Origin of the sequence: Mesorhizobium sp., from assembly GCF_005063415.1 — a bacterium.
Classification (GTDB): domain Bacteria; phylum Pseudomonadota; class Alphaproteobacteria; order Rhizobiales; family Rhizobiaceae; genus Mesorhizobium.
Genome location: NZ_SUEG01000185.1, coordinates 1 through 238 on the forward strand (window position 1 = coordinate 1; position 238 = coordinate 238).

Annotated in this window: 1 pseudogene; it reads left to right on the forward strand. The window is 70.6% G+C overall.

Annotation, left to right across the window (positions count from 1 at the left end):
* Window positions 1-212 (forward strand): annotated as a pseudogene (locus E5W70_RS28695) (MoxR family ATPase); the annotation flags it as partial.
* Window positions 213-238: the final 26 nt, after the last annotated feature.

Sequence of the window (238 nt, forward strand, 5' to 3'; positions counted from 1 at the left end):
CCGTGCGCGACATTCGCGCCCGTCCGCTGGCCAAGCCGCCCGGCATCGCCGAGGCTGTCGAATGGGCCAACGCCGCCACCATCCTCGAAAAGGGCGGCAGCCCGTGGCCGGAAGCGTTTCGCCGCGCCATCGGCGTGCTGATCAAGGACGAGGAGGATCTTTCCTGCATCGCGCCCGAGCTCGGCAAGATTGTCGAGGAGGCGCTGGCGTGAGCCCCGCGGCTCTGCCTCGAGGGGCG